At 69.4% G+C, this 18,844-nt stretch carries 12 protein-coding genes and 1 pseudogene; 12 read left to right on the top strand and 1 reads right to left on the bottom strand.

The genetic code is table 11. The annotated features are described in order from the left end of the window. Positions 1-273 precede the first annotated feature (273 nt). The 8 genes from AB0C35_RS37010 to AB0C35_RS37045 all read left to right on the top strand — a co-directional run bounded on the left by AB0C35_RS37010 (position 274) and on the right by AB0C35_RS37045 (position 9,363). Complete coding sequence (locus AB0C35_RS37010; protein WP_358466552.1) at positions 274-1,353, top strand: winged helix DNA-binding domain-containing protein; 1,080 nt, start codon at positions 274-276, stop codon at positions 1,351-1,353. 214 nt (positions 1,354-1,567) lie between these two features. Further along, positions 1,568-2,371, top strand: coding sequence for a polyphosphate kinase 2 (ppk2, locus tag AB0C35_RS37015; RefSeq protein WP_358466553.1), 804 nt, complete (start codon positions 1,568-1,570; stop codon positions 2,369-2,371). Between the two features lie 76 nt (positions 2,372-2,447). Then, positions 2,448-3,149, top strand: a complete 702-nt coding sequence (locus AB0C35_RS37020) for a hypothetical protein (RefSeq protein WP_358466554.1) — start codon at positions 2,448-2,450, stop codon at positions 3,147-3,149. Between the two features lie 23 nt (positions 3,150-3,172). Beyond that, positions 3,173-3,841, top strand: a complete 669-nt coding sequence (locus AB0C35_RS37025) for a hypothetical protein (protein ID WP_358466555.1) — start codon at positions 3,173-3,175, stop codon at positions 3,839-3,841. Positions 3,842-5,726: 1,885 nt separating this feature from the next. Beyond that, on the top strand, positions 5,727-6,959 hold the full coding sequence (locus tag AB0C35_RS37030; protein WP_358466557.1) for a hypothetical protein: 1,233 nt from the start codon (positions 5,727-5,729) through the stop codon (positions 6,957-6,959). 58 nt (positions 6,960-7,017) lie between these two features. Further along, a complete protein-coding gene (locus AB0C35_RS37035; RefSeq protein ID WP_358466559.1) occupies positions 7,018-7,218 on the top strand; it encodes a helix-turn-helix domain-containing protein in 201 nt (66 codons plus the stop codon). 283 nt (positions 7,219-7,501) lie between these two features. Beyond that, on the top strand, positions 7,502-7,717 hold the full coding sequence (locus tag AB0C35_RS37040; protein ID WP_358466561.1) for a helix-turn-helix domain-containing protein: 216 nt from the start codon (positions 7,502-7,504) through the stop codon (positions 7,715-7,717). A 65-nt stretch (positions 7,718-7,782) separates the two neighbouring features. Further along, positions 7,783-9,363, top strand: coding sequence for a tyrosine-type recombinase/integrase (locus AB0C35_RS37045; RefSeq protein ID WP_358466562.1), 1,581 nt, complete (start codon positions 7,783-7,785; stop codon positions 9,361-9,363). Between the two features lie 721 nt (positions 9,364-10,084). Here AB0C35_RS37045 and AB0C35_RS37050 read toward each other — a convergent pair. After that, a pseudogene (locus AB0C35_RS37050) lies at positions 10,085-10,429 on the bottom strand (leucine zipper domain-containing protein); the annotation flags it as partial. A gap of 72 nt (positions 10,430-10,501) precedes the next feature. Between AB0C35_RS37050 and AB0C35_RS37055 the strand changes: the two are divergent. Genes AB0C35_RS37055 through AB0C35_RS37070 form a run of 4 tightly spaced genes read left to right on the top strand, consistent with a single transcriptional unit; the run spans position 10,502 to position 18,830 of the window. Further along, positions 10,502-11,962 carry a hypothetical protein gene (locus AB0C35_RS37055; protein ID WP_358466563.1) on the top strand — a complete coding sequence of 487 codons (1,461 nt, stop codon included), beginning with the start codon at positions 10,502-10,504 and terminating at the stop codon, positions 11,960-11,962. Between the two features lie 28 nt (positions 11,963-11,990). Continuing rightward, positions 11,991-15,914, top strand: coding sequence for an AAA domain-containing protein (locus AB0C35_RS37060; protein WP_358466565.1), 3,924 nt, complete (start codon positions 11,991-11,993; stop codon positions 15,912-15,914). Then, entirely contained in the window at positions 15,911-17,290 is a 1,380-nt protein-coding gene (locus AB0C35_RS37065) for a hypothetical protein (protein WP_358466566.1), read from the top strand. Before AB0C35_RS37060 ends, AB0C35_RS37065 begins: the two co-directional genes overlap by 4 nt. Further along, the gene (locus AB0C35_RS37070; protein WP_358466567.1) at positions 17,271-18,830 is read left to right on the top strand and encodes a phospholipase D-like domain-containing protein; all 1,560 of its coding nucleotides are present in this window, start codon (positions 17,271-17,273) and stop codon (positions 18,828-18,830) included. The genes AB0C35_RS37065 and AB0C35_RS37070 overlap by 20 nt, the downstream gene beginning before the upstream one ends. Positions 18,831-18,844 lie beyond the last annotated feature (14 nt).

Consider the following 18,844-nt stretch of genomic DNA (forward strand, 5'->3'; position numbering starts at 1 on the left):
TCCGGCCCGGAACTCCGGATCGAACGAGCGTCTCTCGGTATCCAACGACCCAACCTTCTCCCAGGTTCGGTCTCCACGATCTCAGGGGAAGCGCAAGCTGCGAAGACAGCCAGTGGTTGATCGTTGAGTCGACGAACCTCGCACTGCCGTCAGCGACCGTACCTGCAGTACCTCGCCACGTCCCGGCACGGCGCCGTACTTCCAGGCCAAGTCGAGTATGCCGTCGTCGAAGTGCTTGGTTAGCCTGGTACGGCTCGGATCGGAGAGTGGGGCATGGTGCGGGACGTCGACATCGCTCGGTGGAGGTTGCGCAGTCAGCACCTGGTTCGGCCCCACGCCGGGTCGGCGGACGAGGCGGTTGGCACACTGCTGGCCGTCCAGGCGGAAAACCCGAGTCAGTCGGCTTGGGCGGTGGCCTCGCGCACACGGAAACCCGACGGGGCCGACCTGGCGTCCCTCTGCGACGACGGAGCCGTCGTGCGCACCCACGTCCTGCGCCCGACGTGGCACTTCGTGCGGGCCGAGGACATCGGCTGGCTGCTCGATCTGACCGGCCCCCGTGTACGGCGGATCACTGGCAAGCAGCTGCGCGACACCCACGGCCTCGACGAACGCACCATTGACCGGGCCACCGCCGCCGTCATGGACGCACTGGCGAGCCGGGGACACCTCACCCGCACCCAGCTGGCAGAGGAGTCGCGCGAGCGCGGAGTCCAGGGCAGCGGGCACATGCTGATGATCCTGCTGGCCCACGCCGAACTGAACCGCCTGATCTGCAGCGGCCGAGTCGTCGACGGCGAACACACCTACGCACTGATGGCCGAGCGCGTGCCCGCACCGCGGCGGCTCTCCCGAGACGAGGCCCTCGCCGAACTCGCGCTGCGCTACTTCACCGGGCATGGCCCGGCCACTGAACGGGACCTCGCCTACTGGGCGACGCTCACCCTCACCGACGTGCGCGCCGGCCTGCGGCAGGTGCGCGACCGGCTCGACTCGTTCGAGCACGACGGTCGCACTTTCTGGCACGCCCCCGGAGAAGCCCCCGACCGGCGGCAGGACCCCGCGGCCCACCTTCTGCAGGTCCTTGACGAGACCTACCGCGGCTACCAGGACTCCCGCTGGGTGCTGGACGCCGCCGGCGTCGTGCCGCGCACCCGGGAGTCCGCGATCGGCATGGCCCTGGTCGACGGGCAGCTCCTCGCCTCCATGCGGCGCACCATCGGCCGCGACCGTGTGCGCTTCGATCTGCGGCCCTACCGAACCCTTACGCCTTCAGAAATCGAAGCCCTGGACCAGGCCGCCGGGCAGTACGGTGAGTACCTGGACCTAAAGGCCGAGATCACCTTTCCGTGACCGCACACCCGGCCCCCGGACAGCGGCCCCTCGACGCGCGGCCGGCGAGTTCCGCACTAGAGACGACGGAGACTCCCGGCCTTGGCGCGCCCTACTACGCCCTGGCCCGCCGCGACCACGACGCCGAGTGCGAAGACCCAGGCCCGACACGGGATGGGGTGGCGCATCCGCCAGACTGAGGCGGAGGCGCGCATGTTCGACATATGGAGGCGGTATGGGCTCATCCCGGCGATTGCCCCGGCGGATCTACGAGCGTGAACTTCTCCGGCTGCAGGAGCAGTTGATGGTCATGCAGGACTGGGCACGCGCCGAGGGAGTGCGCATCGCCGTGGTGTTCGAAGGACGGGACGCCTCCGGCAAGGGTGGCACCATCAAACGCGTCACCGAGTACCTCAATCCCCGCGTAGCCCGCATCGTCGCGCTCCCGACGCCGACCGAGCGGCAGCGAACCCAGTGGTACTTCCAGCGGTACGTCGAACACCTGCCCGCGGCCGGGGAGATCGTCCTGTTCGACCGGTCCTGGTACAACCGCGCGGGCGTCGAACGGGTCATGGGCTTCTGCACCGACCAGGAGTACAGGCGCTTCCTGCACCAGTGCCCGACCTTCGAGCGCATGCTCGTCGAGGACGGCGTCCTGCTGCGCAAGTACTGGTTCTCCGTCAGCGACGCCGAGCAGGAACGCCGCTTCCGCAAACGGCTCGAAGATCCCATGCGGCGATGGAAACTGTCCGCCATGGACTTGGAGTCGATATCGCGCTGGGAGGAGTACTCGCGCGCCAAGGACGAGATGTTCGTCCACACCAATGTCCCCGAGGCGCCCTGGTTCGAGGTCGAAAGCGACGATAAGCGCCGGGCCCGCATCAACATGATTTCCCATTTGCTGTCGAGCATTCCCTACCACGAAGTGGAGCATCCGCCGCTCCAGTTCCCCGAACGCCCGCCTTCCAAGGGCTACGAGCGGCCCCCGCGAGACGCGCAGACCCACGTCCCGGACCACGCGGCGACCCTCCGAGACTGACGGGCTTCCCGGGTTCTGCAACGGTCGACGGATTCGCATCGATGACGGTGGCGGGGGAAAGGCCGTCGCGGCCGGATTGGCCGCGATCATGATGGTGGGAAGTGGCGGAGTCGCCGGCGGCGCCCGTGCCGCATTGACCTGGTTGCCGACCACCCCGAACCGGGGGGTCCTCGCGGTGCGCCCGTCCGAGCCCTCGGACCGCTGGTGGCTGCGGCACGAGCTTCGGTCCCGAAGCCGGGACCTTCCCAAGATCGCGCAAGGTCGGCAGGCCAGAGAGATCAGCCGACGCGCCCTCTCGCATTTGGAACTGCGCTGGTCCGATCCGGAAGTCCGCCAGCGGTTCCAAGAAGTGGTTGAACCTCTTCACGGTCGGGCCGTTTTGGCCCTTGAGGAGAATCAGCTGCTGAAGGAACTACTTGATCGAGTGCTGCGGGACGTGTCCTCGATCGCTGTACGCAGTACGCCAGTTTCCCAAGGCGAGGTCCCGGGCGTCGTTTGCGCACGCCCGAATCGGCCGCACCTCGATCGGTGCCTTCGCCCCTTGCGATGGCTCCTTGAGGCCGGGGAGATCCTCCTTGTCCTCGGCTTCCCCGACCAGCTCGATGTCCTCGGTACTGTCGGCGTGACCCCCGGCGGAGCGAAGGAGAAGGTGGCGGCAGCGATCGACAAGGCGGCGAAGAACCTGGTCACCGTCAAGGATCGCCGCGCCGCGACTGATCTGGCATCCGCACCATTCCGCCGATATCTGCGGACTCGGATATTCAGGCGTCCGGAATAGCGGCTACCGGTAGTGTTTCCCCGGTGAATGTTCACCTCATCAACGACGTGCCCGATGGCCTGTCCCGACGAGCCCGGTCGTTCGTCGGCACGGATGGCGTCAAGGTCGACGTCCGCCCCGTCGAGGAGAGCAGGCAGGCGTGGCTTGAGCGGGACATCCCCGCGGCAGTGATCGACCGGATGGCGGCCTACCAGAAACGGTGGGGCGGTCTGCTCCTGCCACCCGCATCCCAGTACGACGGCGGCCCCAAGTACCTCGATCCAGACTCCCCCGAATCAGACTCCGCGGGGTGGTGGTTCGAAGCCGGGATGCAGCGGACCGCCGTCCCCTACGGATTCATGATCAGTCCGTCCGGTGAGTTCGGCATCCATGCAGGCAAGTGGGCGCCTCTCCATGCGACCGTCGAGGGCTGGGTGGAGTCGCTCGCTCTGGCCGACCACGCGTTCAGGTGGGCGAAACAGATCACCAGGCTCGTCGGCGATGACGTCGATGGCATCGAGTTGGACGGCTACGAGCCGGTGCGCGAAGTCATGGGGTTGGCGGACACCTGGTGGAGAGGCCCCGAGTCGCTGGTGGCGCTCTACACGGGGGAGGCCACGGCACTCGACTTCCCCCGGGGGCGCACTGCCCTGATCTACTCCGGCCTTGATGACTGGGGACTACGAGGAGGCGTTGACCCCGGCGATGACTAACCTCCCGGGGTCGCGAGTGCATGTTCTGGATTCCGTCCTGGGACAGGTTCACTGAGCGAGACGATCGCAGGTCACCCAGACCACGGCCGAGGGCCGAGGAGCCGGCAACGTGGCTTGGCAGCTTCTACTCCGAAGTGACCTCCGGCCCACATGTTGAAGCTTTTGAAAGATGTTCGCGCCAAGCTGATGCTTAAAGTAGCTAGCTGATGGGTGATGCGAGAGGCTGGTCCTCGACGGTCGAACCGGCTGTGACCGAACTTGGCAAGCCTTGGCGGAGAGGAGTCCTGCATGGTCCCGATTCGGGTTGACCAGGAGAGCACCTCCCGTGGACGGACACGAGCTTCACAACGACGGGGCCGTTGAGCGGCGCACTATCAAGCTGGACGGGCGGCCCTGTCAGAGCTTGTGGGGGGAGTGCAGGCGCAATGTGCCGCCGCTCCTGCCGATCTCTTCGATGCGTCGAAGGGGGACGGGGGGTTGGCGCCTTCCAGGGAAACGCAAAGCACGCTCTTCGTTGTCCACAGCCCTGTGGACAACGAAGAGCGAACGCCTCGGGGCGGCTCAACCACCGGCGGTCGAAGCAGCGGCGTCGGGGACGAACGCTGTCGCAGCTCGACCAGAGATGGTGGCGGCGGCACCGATTGCTGGTCCGACCTACGCCCCGGTGATTGTGCGCGTCCGCAAGCTAGTCGTGCTGTTGAGCGCGCATAAGTGGACGCGTCCTGAGATGCCTCACCGAACTCTGCTCGGCGCAGGGCAAGAAATGGAAAACGCAAGCGTTATCGGCTGCGGACCGAGCGCGGTCCACAGCAGGCGGACGGAATCGAGCGCGATTTCGGGTCTGGAGGCTGATGGTTGAAGACGGCAGCGCCGAGTCTGGGGCGGCCATGGCGAAGCGGCGCAACCGCCGGGCTCGTAGCGAGTCGAAGCGAAGGCGGGTGTTGTACATCCTGCTCTCGGACGACGAGCACGCAGCGCTGGTGAGGGCGGCAGAGCGGGAGCACCTGGCGACCGCTGCATGGGCGGCGCTGACGCTACTCGCTGCGGCGAGCGGGACGCCACGAGCAGAGCACAACCAGGTGCGCGAGGTACTGCAGGCCGTCCTGCAGGCGCGCGGTCAGGCGCAGCGGATCGGCGTCAATCTCAACCAGGCGGTCGCCGCATTGAACTCGGGAGAGGTGTCGTCGACGATCCAGTGGTACGCCCACGCCGCAGCCCAGACGGTCCGCAAGCTGGACAACTGGCCGACGAACTGCGAAGGCGGCTGCCATGACGGCGAAGACATCGGCACTGAGCGCTGCGCAGTGATCGGGAAGGTCTTGCGTGGTGTCCGGGTCCAGGGGCTGCTGCGGTATCTCTACGGCCCCGGCGCCAACGGCGAGCATCACGATCCCCGCATCGTGGCGGGCTTCGGGGATGCGGCCGACATGGAACCGGTGGTGGGCCCCGATGGCCGCCGCGACTTTCGTCATTTGGAGGGGCTGCTGACCCAGCCGCTGGCGTTGCTCGGTGACCGGAACTACCGCAAGCCGGTCTGGCATTGCGCGGTCCGGGCCGCGCCGGAGGACCCGGTCCTCGCCGATGAGCAGTGGGCGCAGATCGCAGCCGAAATCATGAAGCGGACCGGCCTGGCTCCGGCCGGTGACGTTGACGCCGTCCGCTGGATCGCGGTCCGGCACGCCGGCGACCACGTCCACATCGTGGCCACGCTGGCGCGTCCGGACGGCATCCGCCCAGAGGTATGGAACGACGGGTACCGAGTGCGTGACGCGTGCCGGGCAGTGGAGGCGCGTTCGCTCTGCGGTCAACGGCGCCGGCGGACCGGACGGCCGCCCGCCGCCCCAAACGCGGCGAGACAGAGAAGGCCGTCCGCCGTGGTCAGCCAATGCCGTCCCGAACCCTCCTGCGCCGCAAGGTCCAGACGGCGGCCGCCGGCGCGTGCAGCGAGAGCGAGTTCTTCGAACGCCTCCAGGCCGAGGGTGTCCTGGTGCGGCAGCGGTTCAGCCAGCGGACGGCCGGTGAACTGACCGGGTTTGCAGTGGCTGCGCCCGGCGATGTGAACGTGGCCGGGCAGCCGGTCTGGTACGGGGGTGGCAAGCTCGCCGCCGACCTCACGCTGCCCATACTTCGCCACCGCTGGGCCGGTGCGGACGGCTCGGTCCGCAGCCCGTCCGCCCCCCATCCGCTGGACGGACGGCACCTGTCCGCGCGGACGAAACGGGCCGTGCTTCGGACGACGGTCCGCCGCGCGGCGGACGAGGCCCGGACGACCACCGAGTTCCTTGACCAACTCCAGGACTGCGGCCTCCTGCTGAAGGTCCGCTACAGCCAGCAGGTCTCCGGTCAGATCACCGGCTACGCCGTCGCACTTCCCACCGAGCCCGCCGACGCAGAACAGGCCTGGTATTCAGGAAGCCGCCTCGCCGACGACCTCTCACTTACGCGCCTCCAGCAACGGTGGGCAGCACCCACCGCGTTCCACGTGCCATCCACCGGCCACAACGACCTGACCACTGAGGAACGACAGGCGTTCTACGACGACGCGGCCCGCGCCGCCGCCTACGCCACCGCCCAGATGCGACGTCACCTGGCCACCAACCCGTACACGGTCCAAGACGCCTGCTGGGCCGCCTCCGATGCCCTCCACACCGCCGCCCAGGCCACCGGCAACCAGCACTTGCGGCGCGCTGCCTACACCTACGACCGCGCCGCCCGCGCACCCCACGGGCGTCTTCCACGACCCACCCCTGCCGGCAACGCAGTGCGCACCGCAGCCCGGCTCCTTGCGCTCACCGGCTCGGTGCAGAACCGGACGACGGTGTCGGCCCTGATGCTCGTCGCCAACCTCATCACCCTGCTCGACACCATCGCCGAACTCCGCCGGCTTCAGAGTCGCCAAGCCCAAGCCGACGCCGCCCGAAAGGCCGCCGCGCAGGTCCGCGAAGCGAAACTCCCCGCCAACACGCCACAACCGACCGCACAGGCGGCCATGCCCTCGCAAGCACGCCTGGCCATGGCCGCCTTCCCCGACCCGTGGGCGCCACTACCCACGACCCCCGGCAGACCCGCGCCCTCTAGCCCCTCGGCACCACCCCGGCCAGGCCGACAGCGCCGGTAATAGTCCGCCACGACGAAGACCTCACCATCGCCACGCACCGAGACACGGAGGCATCTGAATGCAGACCATGCGATACGACGAACTCGACACACTTCCCACGGTCGTCAGCATCATGACGGCAGCCCGCGCCCTGGGACTATCCCGCACATACGCCTATGAACTGGCCAAACGCGGCGACTTCCCATGCCGCATCATCCGAATCGGCACCACCTACCGCGTGCCGAGCGCAGAACTCCGCAAACTGCTCGGCGTGACGTAGTCCGACGGGGAGCCGGCCTGCTCGCCGATTCGGAGCGATCCGGATAGCGACGACATGCCCTGGAAGGACGCTCGGGCCCCGGGATGGCGATGAAAGCTCGGCATCCCGGGGGACAGGGCCCTGACCTCGGCGTCCAGACTTCAAGGCTCCCCTTGAAATGATCACCCGCCTATAGTTGACTCTCCGCGAGTGAGCGATGACAGAGCGAAGGTCTGCGGCGAGCTCCACGAGCGCCCGCAAGAGCGCCTCGAACGGCCGGTGAGCCCGCTGGCCGAAGGCGTCGATGAACTCCGACACCTCGAGCCGCTACCCCGTGCGCGTGCCCCAGAGCCTCTCGCCACCCTCGCCCGAGGAGGTCATCGGGAGTTTTGCCGCCGTCCGGCGGGAAGCGTTCCGCGAAGCCCGTGCCGATGGCCTCACGCTCACGCAGATCGCCGACGAACTCGGCGTGAGTGTTCAAGCGGTGTCCCAGGTGCTGAAGAAGCGACCTCACGATTAGACCAATCTTTGAGGCGATCCTCAGCCACGGCACCGCAAAAAGTGACCGTTCGTTGAGGAGAAGCCTTGAGAGGCACGACGTTCAAGCGTTGCGGCTGCCGCAACCCCGAGACCGGCAAGAAGTTCGCCCTGGGAACATGCCCACAGCTAGCCAAGCGGACCCACGGTTCGTGGTGGGCCCGCTATGAGGCTCCCCCAGGAGCGGGTGGACGCCGAAGACAGCCCTACATCGGTCCGTTCACGACCCAGAGAGCCGCTCAGACGGCCCTGGCGGATGAACTCTCCACGGCAGAACGGCTCGGCCAGCCGATCGCCCGATCCCTCAAGGTCGGCCCCTACCTGGAGAAGATCTGGTTGCCGGGCAAGCGGCGCCTGGCGAAATCGACCTACGCGGACTACGAGGAGATCATCCGCCTCTACCTGGCGCCGGGGCTCGGGCACCTCAAGCTCGTGGAGTTGCGCGACAAGCACGCGCGCGACCTCTACGACGCCATTCTCCAAATCAACAGGCCCCTTCCCGCCGCTGAGAAGCCGAGCGAGCTCCTTCAGCGGCTGTTGGACGCCCGTGCGCTGTCGCCCCGGAAGTTCCCTCCAGGCGGCAAGCCCGCTCGCAAGCAAACCCAGCCCATCTCACCCGCCAGAGTAAGAAAGGTCCATGCGGTGCTGTCGTCCGCCCTGAACTCGGCGGTCAAGTCCAAGCGCCTCGCACACAACCCGATCGAGCACGTGGAACTGCCCCGGATCAAGGGCAGGCGGGTGAAGCCGTACGTCTGGACCGCCGAACGCGTCCAGCGCTGGCAGGAGACCGGCAAAGCGCCGGGCCCGGTGATGGTCTGGACGCCCGCACAGACCGGCGCGTTCCTCGACTTCGCCGTCGACGAGCGCCTCTACGCCCTCTTCCACCTGGTCGCCTTCCGCGGTCTGCGACGAGCCGAAGTCGCGGGGCTGTCCTGGCAGGACACCGACCTGAAGGAGGCTGGGACGATCACCATCAGGGAAACGCTCCCTGACGAAAACGACGAGTACGACGACACCAAGTCGGAGGCCGGCGAGCGAACCGTCGCCCTGGACGCGACGACCATCTCGGTGTTGCGGTCATGGCGCGAGCGCCAACGAAAGGAGAGCCTCGCCGCCGGAGCCGACATCTGGGTCTACTCGGGCCGTGTGTTCACCCGAGCGGACGGCAGGCCGCTCCGTCCCCAGTGGATCTCCACCCGATTCGACGACCTCGTCGAAAAGCACGGGCGCGTCCGCCGGCGGCATGTCGAGGAGGGCTGGGCACCGGACCGGATCGCGCGGCAGCACCGCGTCAGCGAAAGGGCCGTTCGAGGGGCGATCCAAGGCGTCCCGCTGCCGCCGATCCGCTTCCACGACCTGCGGCACGGAGCAGCCACGCTGGCGCTGCTCGGCAAGGTCGACATGAAGGTGATCAGCGAGACACTGGGGCACTCGCGTCACTCGTTCACCGCCGACACCTACACCTCGGTTCTGCCTGAGGTGTCGAGGGCCGCGGCTGAGGCCGTCGCGGCCGTCGTCCCACGCATGTCCGCCGACGACATGACAGACGAGCAGGCGACGCCCTCTGTCCCGCCTAACGTGATCTCGCTGGCGGACCGGCGCAGAACCCGAACCGAACACACAGGGTAGTCATTCGGTTGATCCACTTTGGGGCTCTGACCTGGGCTGGGTGACGCCGCCACGACATCTCGTGCTCACCACGTGCTATCCAGGGCCAACAAAGCGGACATCCCGGAACGCGACAGGGACTTCGTCCAGATCGAGATCTTGGACGAAGTCCCTGGTCAGAGAGGCGGAGGATCGGGGATTTGAACCCCGGATGGGCGTGAACCCAAACCGCATTAGCAGAGCCCCGTAACCGGTCCACAGGGGGTGGCCGCGTGCCACAAAGTCCATTCAAAAGCGGACATGCGGCCACCCCATCCACCAAGATCCAATGCACTTCCAGGCCGTTTGGCCACACCATGGCCACACCAGCAGGCCTCAATCCCGGACCAACGCACGATCACGCAACCATGAAACGGTCGGTCGCTCACAGTTACAGGCGAGTCGCGCATCAGGAACGCCACAGGTATCCCACTTGCACCGGAGCCTCCACGGCCCCGGAAGGCTGCGCCATGGCTCGGCACCCAACGAAGCGCCGGTTCGGATTCCGTACGGGCTTGATCACCAACCGGCTCGACCCACCCCCGGCGCCCGCCTAACAATCCCGTCCCGCCTCCCGATCCCCTAATTGCGCGGCTCCCGCGCCTGGGGGTGCCCTAGGAATCCCCGTGTGTGCGGGGCACGGTGCAGGGAAGGACAGAGAAAACCGATCATCGTGCACCGGCCGAATGTGACGCCCTGCGCGTCATATGGGTGGCTGGCCCGGGCCGACCGCCAGGTGAGTGGGTCGCATTCGGCCCGCCGGGGGACGCAGTGGCGGCGCAGGAGGCGGGTGACGGTGCGTTCGAGCACCCGGTCGCGGCCGCGATGAACGCCGGGCCCTCGGCGTCGGCGCCCGCCGCCGCTGGTTTAGCCCCCGCCGGTCGTTCCGCGGCGAGGTCCAGGCGGGAGCGTGGTACGAGTGTGAGGACCGGTCGTGCAGGCCGTCCTCGCCACCGGTGTTGTAGCGGCGCACCCGCCGGTGCGCGCATTGGCGGTGAACTCCCAGTTCCCGCGCGACGTGCGAAGCACGCCCCGGTGTTCTGTGTAGGAATGCACACTGCGCGCGGCTTCATGGTGAAACCATGGCGATCGACATTCACAGCCGGTGGAGGAGGCGGGGTTGGACGGATTCGGCGAGAAGCTCGAGCGGCTCCACGGGATCCTGGAAGGCCGGGAGACGTACGGGCCGGAGAACCTGTCGCGAGGCGACCAGGCCCGGATCTTCCAGCTCACCGAGATGTTCGACGAGATCGTCAAGAGGGCCCGGCAGAACAGCGTCGATGCCCTGCCGCAGAAGCCGGTGGATCTGCTGATCAGCCTGAGCGGCTTCTCGCCCATCACCACGATCCTCACCTTCAAGCTGCTCCGCCCCAGGCGCCTCCTGGTCATCAGTTCCGAGGCGTCCCGGGACTCGATCGACGTCATCGCCGACGAACTGATAGGAAGAGACGGTTTGCGGCACAGCGATTTCATGCACGAATCGGTGATGCCGACCGATCCGCGTTCCATCTACCGCGTCGTCAAGGAAAAGCTGGGCGGCTCGGCCGCCGGGCGGGCCGCGCCGAACGCCGTCATCGACATCACCGGCGGCCGGAAGGTCATGAGCGCGACCGCGGCGCTCGCGGCGTGGCAACTGAACCTGCGCCTGTGCTACCTGGAAGGTGACTACAGCCCCGAGCTGAAGCAGAACCTCCCGGGCAAAGACCGCCTCATGCTGCTGGACAACCCCGAGGCTCTGTTCGGCGACCAGGCCATGGTCCGGACGAACGTCATGTTCGACTCGGGGGCGTTCGACGGCGCCGCCACCCAGTACGACCAGCTCGCGCAAAGCGTGCCGGATCCGCAGCGGGCCCGGTTCATGCTGGCCCTCAGCAGGCTCTACGGAGCATGGTGCGATCTCAATCTCGCCGAGCTGCCCAAACTGGCGGAGGCCGTCCGCACGACGATGAAGAGCGTCGACACCGACCTGAGCGTCGCCGAGCGGCGGAAGCTGGACGCGCAACTCGATTTCGTCGGCCGGCTGCCCGGCGGTGATTCGCCCGCCGAGCTGGTCCTCTGCTTCTACCTGCTGGGTCAGCACTACGACGACATGGGCCGCCGGGATTTCGCCGCCCTGCTCTTCTACCGGACCATCGAGGGCGCGCTGAGCCAGCGCCTCGAAACGGCCGTCTCGGCCTTCGACTGCTCGGCTCCCGATTACGCCCGGTTCCCGAGGGGCGCCGATTTCGTGCTCGACGCGTACCGGCGCACGCAGCGGGAGGCGGGGCTGGCGGAGTCGGCAAGCCTCCCCCACGCGGTCGGATCCTTCGCCGCGGCGCTCCTGCTCGCGGTCCTGGACGACCCGATGATGGGGCCCGCGAAGCTGCGCTCTCCCAAGCAGCTCGGCGAGCTGCGCAATGTCAGCGAGATCCGCAACCGCTCGGTCCTCGCGCACGGCTCCACCAGCATCACCAAGGCCGACACCGCTCGGCTGCGGCACATGGCCAGGACCGTGCTGGGGGCCTTCTGGGAGCAGAACGGCACCGGCGAGGGCATCGCCGTTCGCCAGAAGGAGCTGATCTTCATCAAGGCCCCCTTCTGACCGGACGCCATGAACAGCGAGGAGGCGTATGGAGGCACCCCCCGAGTGGATCGACGGCCTGCTCGCCGCTGCCCCGGACCCGGTCGGGGACGACGATCGGCCGATCCTCCTCGACCTGTCGTACGACCCGCGGCGGCTCGAGCCGCTGCTGGAGCGGTGCGGGGCCACGGGACGCGAGCTCGACACGCAACTCGAGCGCGTCATCGGCCTCGACCGGAGGACGGGGAACGAGGACGGTCCCTTCGCGTTCGTCTGCCATGTCGTCACCCCCGAGCTCACGCTGCTGGTCGGCCCGCGGACCGGAAAGGACACCTTCAAGTCGATGGCGGTCATCTTGGGCGTGCGGCGGCGGACGACGCTGGAGCCGAGAAGGGTGCCGCGCGTCCACGTGCAACGCCACCCGCTATGGGACGAGGCCCACTGCGACCTAGAGGCCGTGCTCAACGAGTTCACCGTGCGGCAGGCCAGGCTCAACGACGCGTGGAACACCGCCAGGGACGTCCTCGACCGCGTCACCGAGGCCGCACCGGAGGACCGGCGCCTCGCGGACGAGTGCGAGCGGCTGTTCGCCCCGCTTGAGGCAGTCTTCCGGCTGCGGCAGAAGCACGAGGAACTGACCACCGCCCTGCGCGCAGACGGAACCGTGGTCGTCCGCCCGGGCGGACGCCTCGAAGGCTTCGACGATCCCCAGGCCGAGGAAGAGGGGCTGACCGTCGTCCTCGCGAGCGAGGACGGACCCCCGTTCCCCGAGGACGCCCGCGTCACGGTGTCCGGGGACGGCGGGAAGTGCGGCGCCACCGTGGCGTCGTACGAGAACGGGCGCATCCGGCTGCGGCCCCGAGGCCCCGAGAGGCGGGCGGCCGAGGTCCTCGCCCTCGGCGGCGAGGTGACCGTCACCGGGGATACAGCGGTCATCGAACGGCAGCAGCGGGCCGCGCTCACCCGTTTCGCGCGGCGCAACGTCGTCGGTGACTGGCCGGCGCTCGCCCGGGTCCTGTGCCGACCGCACGAGCTCCAGGGCCCGCCACCGGGCGGGGACCAGGCCGCCCCGCACGCGAGGCTCAGCGCCGAGCAGGCCGAGGCCTCGCACGCCGCGGTCGACGCGCCGCACGCGCTGTTCATCCAAGGCCCGCCCGGCACCGGCAAGTCGACCGTGATCGTGGAGACCATCCGCCGGCTGGCGGCCGCGGGGGAGCGAGTCCTGCTCGTCGCGCCGATGAACGTCGCCGTCGACGAGGTTCTCCGCCACCTCGGTGACGGCGCGCTGCTGCCGATACGCGTCGCTGCCGATGTCGAGAAGGTGCGTCCGGAAGTCCGCCGGTTCCACGAGGACCGGCTCCGCGCGGCCGTCGCCGAGCGGCTGCAGGACGACGACCGCGACCGCACCGGCGAGTGGACGAGCCGCCTCGCGCTGCTGACGGAACAGGCAGAGGCCATCGCCCGGCTCGACCGTGCCCTCGACGCCCGCCGTGCGGCGGAGAAGGCGCTGACCGATGCCGAGTTGCGGAAAGGGGCGGCCGAGCAGGAGTACGCCCGGCGCGACGCCGCCACGCGGCAGGCGGTCGAAGAGGCGGAGCAGTTCGCCGCCGGGCTCCCCGCCCGGCTGGACGACGCGTCCGCGGCGAGCCGAGCCGCACAGGAGGAACTCGCGCGGGCCGGGGTCGTCCACGAGCAGGCCCTTGCAGCGTTGAGGCGGGCCGAGGAACGGGCGGGACGGGAACGCGCCGAAGCCGATGCCGTCACGGAGGAGGAGGACCAGCAACGCCGGCAGTTCGACAGGGCTCGGAGAGACCTGGTGGCGGCCGAGCACCGCATAGCGTCCTTGGACAGGCAGCGCGACCAGGCGGCCGTGGACCTTCCGCGGCTCCGTCGGCTCGTCCAGGCCGCCGAACACGATCGGCGCCTGGCGCACCAGGCGGCGGAGCAGCGGAAACGCGAGACCGAACTCGCCGCCCAGCGGCGGGAGGAGTACAAGGAGCAGCAGGGATGGCGGGGGCGGCTCATGTCCTGGGCCGGCACAGGGGAGTTCGGCCGCCTCGCCGCTGAGACGGAGCGTGCCCGGGCGGCGTGGGCGGACGCCGCCCAAACGGTGGAAAAGGTCGCGAAGGAGGCCCGACGCCTCCGCACATCTATCGACCGGCTGGAGCGCCGTACCGCCGCCAACGAGGAGGAGGTCCCGGTCGTCCGCGCGGCCATCGAACGGCTGCGCGTGGAGTGCCGGGCGCGAAGCGAGACCCTGGGCCGGACCGCGCGGCGTCGGACCGACGCCGCGGCGCGCCTTGCCGAGTCCGTCGCCGCGGTGGAGAAGGCGATGCACGCGTTCCAGGCGGCGGAGCGCGAAAAAACCGGGGCCGCCGAGAGCCTGCGGCACGCGTACCGCGACCATCGCGCCCTCCAGGACGCGCACCAGCAGGCGGCCGCGACCCTGACCACGGCCCAGGAGCGACGCGTCAACGTCCTCGCCGACCTGCGGGCGGCCATCGGCACGAGCGAAGCAGAATGTGAGCAGAAGGAAGCGGACCTCGCCAAGGCGCGCGCCGCGCACGAAGCGGCGGCCGCCGCGCTCAACGGGACGGAACCCGAGGCGGGCGCCCTGGACCGGGAGATCCGGCGGCTCCGGTCGTACCTGCGTTTGCAGGAGCGCTGGAAGGATCTCGCTCAGGCCGGCGATCAGCGGAACCGGGACTCCGTCGAGCTAGTGACGACCGCCGTCCTCCAGGCCGCCAACGTCGTGTGCGCCACGGTCGAGGGCATCGCGGGCCGGGACGTGTCCCGGTATGCCGACTTCGACACCCTGATCGTGGACGAGGCCAGCCGTGTGACCGACGGCGCCTTCCTCGTCCCCGCCGTCCGTGCGCGGCGCTGGATCCTCGTGGGCGACGAGCGCCAGTTGCCGCCGTACGTCGACCAGGAGGCCGAGCATCTCGTCCACGCACTGCTCGCGCTGCACGACCACGCGACCGCAGCGACCGATCTCGAAAGGGCCGTCGAACGGATCGGGGAGCAGTGGAAGGAGGAGGCCGAGCAGCGGACCTTCCGCAAGACCACGGTGCTCGCGACGGCGGAGAGACTCCTCGACGACGGTTCCTGGAGCCGGCACTACCGGCCGGCGCTCGCCAAGGAGCTCACCGACCTGAGCGCCCGGCTCCTCGCCGCCGGAGAACGGGAGGTCGATCCGGCGCGGGAACTGCTGCAGGCGCTGTCTCGGCGGATGGTCACCAGCCTCTTCGAGAGATGCGTGGCCGATCCAGCCGCCGCGCACCTGCGCCGGCGGCTGACCGTGCAGCGGCGGATGATCGAGCCCATCGCGTCCCTCGTCAGCGACCCGGTCTACGGCGGCGCCTACACCTCGCCCGACGAGCGGGACCTGCGCGGGCGCGGCGTCACCCCGCTGACGAGCGAGAGCTTCCGGACGCCGATCGTCTTCTTTGACACCCACCGCCACGCCGCCGCGGTCGAGGAGCAGGACGGGAACGGGTTCCGCAATCCCTGGGAGGCCCGGTTCGTCGCCGACCTGTGCCGCCGCTGGGACCGCGAACTCGCCGCCGACCCGTCCGTCACCGAACCGGTGACCGTGTCGATCCTCACCTTCTACAAGGCACAGGCCCGGCTGATCCGGAGGGAGATCGGCCGAGACGGTTTCGAACGGCTCCGCATCCCGGTCGTCAACTCGATCGACATGATCCAGGGGCAGGAGAGCGACCTGGTCGTCATCAGCTTCGTACGGCGCCGGAGAGGCCAACCGGGCCCGGCGTACGGGCTGTGGCTCCAGGACCTGAACCGGCTCAATGTCGCCGTCACCCGTGCCCGCCGCGGACTGATCATGGTCGGGCACGCACGCACGCTGCGGAACCTGCGCGGCCGGCCCGACGCCCAGGCGTTCTACCGCCACCTGTTCGCATCCCTCGAGACGCGGCCGGAGATGACCCTGGCAGAGGACACGAAGCTGTGAGCCAGGGCACCGCACGAGCCGCGCAGCCGGGCCGCTCCGGCGATCCGGCCACCGGACGGCGGGGAGCCGCGCGCCGCTCCGGCGGCCGCCGCGCCCCGCGAACCGCCCGCACGGTCACCACCGCGCGCGGGCTGACGGCGACCGTCACGGTCGAACCGGCCTGGCAGGCCCCGCCGCCGCCCCCGGAAGGTACGCGGCTGTGCCTGGACGAGGCACTGCTGCCGATGTTCGTCTGGCCAAACCTGCCGGTGCTGCGGGCCGAACGCAAGCGGCTCTCGATCATCGAGCGGTTCGTGCTGGAGATGGCGGCCGAGCTGGAGGAGTTCACCACCGAGGAGTTCGGCATGCTCGTCGGGCTGCCCCCGCAGGCGCTGACCGCCATCGCCCGGTCGCTCGTGGCCGCGGACGCGCTGCAGCCCACCGCGGCCGGGTTCCGCGCAACCCCGCTCACCAAGCGGACGCTCCTCCAGGAGGAGGTCGTCGTGCACAGGGAAGGCCGGCAGAGTTTCGTGTTCCTCCCGGAGACCGGCGAGCTGACGGCACCGCACGTGCATGCGGCCGGCTGGATCGGGCAGATGGCGCAGGCACGGGTGAGGCCCGTGTTGAACATGCCGCTCCCGGCCGCCTACGACGGCAAGACCCGCGCCGAGTACATCGACAAGCGTCTCGCCGAGGACGGGACGCTTCCGCGCGACATCGTCCAGGTGCTGCGAACAGAGGAGCAACAGGTCAGCATAGGGAACGTGGACCCGGTCACGAGCGCGCCGGTGTGCCCCGTCTACCGGGCCGAGAACGTGGTCGTCGAAGGGACCGGCCCGGCCGAGGTCACGTTCCTGCTGACCGGCGCGAAGGGGGCGGACTCGTTCGAAGGTAGGCTCACCGGGGCCGACGAGCTGGCCGAGACCTGGTGGGATCTCGCCGGCGTGCTCGCGCATCCTTCGGTGACCCCGCTGGTGTGGGGGGCGCTCCGGCCGTCCCGCTGGCCGGAGGACCCACCGGCGGGGCTCGTCCTGGAGGAGACGCCCGGTACCCGGTCCGCCTGGCTGCTGCGGCTGCCCGGGCCTGCCGCCCGCCTCCTGGCCGCGGGGACGAGGCTGCTTTACCAGCCGCGCGGGCTGAAGCTGCGCGGAGAGCGCGGCACCGTCCGGGTCCGGCTGGCGCTGGAACCGGCGGACGCCGAGGCCGAGGCGCTGTTCGCCATCGACCGTATCGCCGCGCGCCAGAACACCGAGTCCCCGCCGCCTCTGGAGGACGAGGTGGCGGCCGCCCGGTCGGACCAGGTGACCGCCGAGGCCGTGGTGCGCCGCATGTGGCGGCTGCGTTACTACCGGGCCGTCTACCGGCTGAGGGAGGACGATGACTTCGGCTACGGCTGACCGGTTCGACGTCGGATCCCGCCCCCTGCCCGGCGCGTACTGGATGCGCACCGGACGGCGGCGCTCCCCCTACCGGCCGCGCCCGGACGTGGGCGCGGGCCGCTACCGGCACTGCTTCTCCTACGAGGACTCCGACCCCACGATCAAGGCTGCCGCGCTCGAGCTCATCGGCCGCGCGCGGCGAAAGATCTTCCTGGCCAGCTTCCGGTTCATCGACCCAGACCTGCGCGAGGCGTTGAAGAAGGCGGCCGACCGGCTCTGCGGCGGCGTCTACGTGGTCACGGCGATCAACGACCGGGACATGCGCGCCGAGATCGATGACCCCTACGAGGACTACGAGGACGAGGCGGCCACCGCGGGCGGCGTCAACATGGAGGAGGAGAAGAAGCGCTACGCCGCCCTGGTCACCTCGGGGATCTGGGTGCGCGGCCTCGAGGACTTCCATGCGAAGTTCCTCGTCGTGGACGACGAAATGGCCCTGGTGAGCAGCGCGAACCTCGAATGGCGGGCGCTCGCCGGCACTGACGCGTGGACCGTGACCGGCGAGAACGGCGTCGTCGTCGACGACGCCGGGCAGGCGTCCCTCCTCGGCCGGTTCTTCACACGCCTGTGGTTCGAGCAGTGCACCTGGGACGCCGCCCCCGGGCGCGCCTACCAGAACCTTCGCCGCAGTCCGAGCCCATCGCCGTGCACCGTACCGGAACCCGCTGTCGGGGACGCTTCCGGGCTGATATGGACGAGCCCTGACGAACCCGTCATCCTGGGGACGATCCACCACATCATCGACCACGCCCAGCACGACCTGCTGCTGGCGTCCTTCTCCCTCGCGGGCCTCATGGACGACCCCGACCTCCTACACGAACCACTGCGCGCCGCCATGGCCCGCGGCGTGCGCGTCCGGCTGCTCGTCCGTTCCCGCTCGTTCGCCGCCGCCCGCGCGGAGGCCGCCGCGCTGGCCGAGCTGGGCGTCGAGGTGTACGGAGATGACAAGACCCACGCCAAGTGCGCAATCGCCGACTCCCGCAAGGGCGCCCTCTTCTCCGCCAACTTCGACGCCAACCACGGCCTCTACAGCGGAGTGGAGACCGGCACCCGCCTGGACGGCGAGGAAGCACTGCACGACGCCGTCCACTTCTTCGAGCACTGCATCGCCCACGCGCCTCAGGCGCTGGAGATCGACCCGACGCACCGGCGCGCTTCGGCCCACATGGCCTCGCGCACCCTCCAGCCGTGGGACGGGCCCGCCGAGATCCCGGTCCGCTGCAGGACGGACCACTGGAACCTGCTGGCGAACGTACCGGGCGCCGTTCTGTTCTCGATGCGCATGGCCGGCGACGACCAGGTCACGCTGCACGCGGCCGGCGGCAAATGGCGTCTCGTCCCGGCGGCGGAACGCCTCGAACTGATCGAACCCCCCGGCAACGACGGGGGCCTCATCGACGACTGGCTGGCTCCCCGCCGCCCCGGTTCCGCCGAAGACCCCTACGAGAATCATCACCGCGGCATCTTCCCGGCGGCTCTCACCCGCCAGGACTCCTAAGGCCTGTCCGGTGG

The organism is Spirillospora sp. NPDC048819 (genome assembly GCF_040650055.1).
GTDB lineage: Bacteria > Actinomycetota > Actinomycetes > Streptosporangiales > Streptosporangiaceae > Spirillospora.